Source organism: Mycobacterium sp. (assembly GCF_039583805.1).
Classification (GTDB): domain Bacteria; phylum Actinomycetota; class Actinomycetes; order Mycobacteriales; family Mycobacteriaceae; genus Mycobacterium.
In genome coordinates, this window is sequence record NZ_JAVKSH010000128.1 from 6956 (window position 1) to 9313 (window position 2358).

At 70.5% G+C, this 2358-nt stretch carries 3 protein-coding genes and 1 riboswitch; all 3 genes read right to left on the reverse strand.

Annotated elements, in window-relative coordinates:
• The coding region (locus ABDW21_RS14955; protein ID WP_343601768.1) for a transglycosylase family protein at positions 1 to 429 on the reverse strand (429 nt) is incomplete at its 3' end.
• 9 nt (positions 430 to 438) lie between these two features.
• Positions 439 to 652, reverse strand: a riboswitch (cyclic di-AMP (ydaO/yuaA leader).
• Between the two features lie 204 nt (positions 653 to 856).
• On the reverse strand, positions 857 to 1135 hold the full coding sequence (locus ABDW21_RS14960) for a MoaD/ThiS family protein (protein ID WP_343601770.1): 279 nt from the start codon (positions 1133 to 1135) through the stop codon (positions 857 to 859).
• A 3-nt stretch (positions 1136 to 1138) separates the two neighbouring features.
• The gene (gene moaA / locus ABDW21_RS14965; RefSeq protein ID WP_343601772.1) at positions 1139 to 2215 is read right to left on the reverse strand and encodes a GTP 3',8-cyclase MoaA; all 1077 of its coding nucleotides are present in this window, start codon (positions 2213 to 2215) and stop codon (positions 1139 to 1141) included.
• Between the last annotated feature and the right edge of the window lie 143 nt (positions 2216 to 2358).

Consider the following 2358-nt stretch of genomic DNA (forward strand, 5'->3'; position numbering starts at 1 on the left):
GGGCTGGTCGTCGGCGGCGAACTCGACCGCCGGTGCGGGCTCCTCGGCCACGACATTGCGCGGGGTGGGCCCCGACAGTCCGTGACCACACACTGGCCAGGCGCCCCGGCCCTGGGTGGCCAGCACCCGCTCGGCGACGGCAATCTGCTGCTCTCGGGTGGCCTGGTTTGCGGCCGACGCGAACTCGCCGCCACCGTGGGCCGACCAGGTGCCCGCGGAGAACTGCAGCCCGCCCTGATACCCGTTACCGGTGTTGATGGCCCAGTTGCCGCCGGACTCGCAGCCGGCCACCCGGTCCCATTCGCCGTCGGTGGCCGCGGATGCGTGGCCTGCGAGTGCGAGACCGCCGCCACCGATCACGGCTCCGGTGAAGGCAAGCTTGGCGACGCCGATACTCGATGTGGTGGGCTTACGGTGCCGTCCGCTCATGCGTCAGTGACGTCCTCTCTCGGTGCGCCTGCGAGGTCAGCTGTCGGGTTCGGGAGCGAGAGTTCGCCCGGCTGCCACCGTGGGCCTGCAGGCAACGGCGGCGGCTTCACCCCAAGGAGCCGAACGGGGCTCCGGTCCGATCTCGGTGGACCTGGATGGGTCCCCCGCCTCCATCCGTTGTCGGGATCCCCGCCTGCCGGATGGAGCTCGGCGCCACAGACGGAGTCGGCTAGCCGAGTACTGGTCGGCAAACCCGCGGTCGACCGTAACGGGTCACGCGGTCCACGTCACCCTTTCGCCGCACCGGAGTTTCGGCCGTGCCGGCGACGGTAAAAGCCAGGAGACGCCGGAATGTGGCCAGCTCAGGGCGGTCCGCTACCGGCTTGTAGCCGCTTCGTGACCGTATCGTGATGTGATCAAAATCACCTCATCCGCCGGCGAACGGCGGTAGCACATCGACTGTGTCGCCGGTGCGCAATGGCACGGCGTCGTCGCGAACCGCGACACCGTCGCGTAGGTACGAGCATCGCTTCAACACCGCGGCCAATCGGGGATCCCGCACGGCGAGGTTGTCGACGAGTTCGGCCACCGTGGCGCCGGACGTCACCGCGATCGTCTCGGACTCGACGCCGGCGGCGGCGCGGGCGGCGGCGAAGTAACGGACGGTGACCCGGATCGCGGCGGGCGTGTCGGACGCTCGCGTCACGGGTCAGCCGCCGATCGCGCTCATCGGGCGGTCGGGCTGGACGAAGTTCGGATCGTTGATGCCATGGCCGGCCGCTTTGGTCCACATCGCCGCGCGCCAGGCCGCCTCGATCGCGTCGTCGTCGGCGCCTGCCCGCAGCAGGGCGCGCAGATCCGTCTCCTGCCTGGCGAACAGGCAGTTGCGGATCTGCCCGTCGGCGGTCAGCCGGACGCGGTCACAGGTCGAGCAGAACGGGTGCGACACCGAAGCGATCACCCCGATTTTTCCGGCCGGGATGTCGGGACTCCCGTCGACCAGCCACAGCTCGGCCGGGGCCGAGCCGCGGGGGGCCGGGTCGGGCCGGAGCCGGAAGTGCGGTCGCAGCGCGGCCAGCACGTCGTCGGCGGTGAGCATGGACGTTCGGCGCCACTCGTGTCCGGCATCCAGCGGCATCGGCTCGATCACCCGCAACTGATAGCCGTGCGTCAGGCAGAACCGAAGCAGGTCCACCACGTCCGTGCAGCCCGTCACCGGGTCCAGCACGGCATTGACCTTGACCGGCTCGAAGCCGGCCTCCTTGGCGGCGGCCAGGCCGGCCAACACGTCGCCCAGCCGGTCCCGGCGGGTGATCGCCGCGAAGTTGGCGCGATCCACGGTGTCCAGCGACACGTTGATCCGGTCCAGCCCCGCCGCTCGCAGAGCCTCGGCCCGGTGGGCCAGTCCCGCCCCGTTGGTGGTCAGTGCGATCTGCGGCCGGGGCCGCAGCGCGGCGGCCGCGGCCACCACCTCTTCGAGGTGCCGGGCCAACAACGGCTCACCTCCGGTGAACCGCACGCTGGTGATGCCGAGGCGAGTGACGGCCAGCCGCAGCAGCCGGGCCAGCTCGTCGGGTTTGAGCAGATGCTCGCTGGGCAGCCAGTCCAGGCCCGCGGCCGGCATGCAGTACGTGCAGCGCATGTTGCAGCGGTCCGTCAGCGATACCCGAAGGTCGGTGGCGACCCGGTCGAAGGTGTCCACCAGTGGCCCTGAGGTGGGCATGACCTTGGCGGTGACCTCTCGCCGCGGCCGGAACGTCGGCAGACCCAGTGCGGTCGCTGTCATGCGGGAACCCAATCGGATCGAGTCGGCGAAGTCGAAGTCGCGGGGACTGCTGCGCGGGGGCCGTCGCCCCGCGCCATTGTGACATGAATGCTGACGTGCATGTCTCCTCCACCGGCAACGCCAGCTTACCGAGAAATACCGGG